Below are 606 nucleotides of genomic sequence, written 5' to 3'. Positions count from 1 at the left end.
CAGCGGGCTGAACAATGGCACCCTAACGGTGTCGGCGACCCAAGCGGATACGGCGGGCAATACCTCCACCGCAGCCACGCAAACCATTACGCTTGACAATGCGGCGCCTTCAGCGGTCACCATCACCACGCCGATTGAAACCGACGGGCTCGTCAATGCGGCCGAAGACAACGATGTGCTGATCGCGGGTTCCGGTGCGGAAGCGGGCAACAGCGTGACCGTGACCATCACGGACAACAACAGCTCGGTAAGCCGCACGGTGACTGCGGACAACTCAGGTAACTGGACGCTGAGCGGCAGTGAGCTGGATGTCAGTGGCCTGAACAATGGCACGCTGACGGTGTCGGCGACCCAAGCGGATACGGCGGGTAACACCTCCACGGCAGCGACGCAAACGATTACGCTCGACAATGCTGCACCTTCAGCGGTCACCATCACCACGCCGATTGAAACTGATGGTATTGTCAATGCAGCGGAAGACAACGACGTGCTGATCGCGGGTTCCGGTGCGGAAGCGGGCAACAGCGTGACCGTGACCATCACGGACAACAATAGCTCCGTGAGCCGCACCGTGACCGCCGACAGCTCAGGTAACTGGACGCTGAG

1 protein-coding gene is annotated in these 606 nt (G+C 60.9%); it reads left to right on the top strand.

What is annotated here, in order from left to right; translation table 11 throughout:
• Positions 1-606, top strand: a 606-nt coding sequence (locus tag CWB98_RS23185; protein WP_138546951.1) for an Ig-like domain-containing protein, incomplete at both ends; no start/stop codon positions are given.

The sequence above is a fragment of the Pseudoalteromonas rubra genome (genome assembly GCF_005887115.1).
GTDB lineage: Bacteria > Pseudomonadota > Gammaproteobacteria > Enterobacterales > Alteromonadaceae > Pseudoalteromonas > Pseudoalteromonas rubra_F.
The sequence above is the reverse complement of the archived record's forward strand: the minus strand, read 5'-3'. Positions and strand labels throughout refer to the sequence as shown.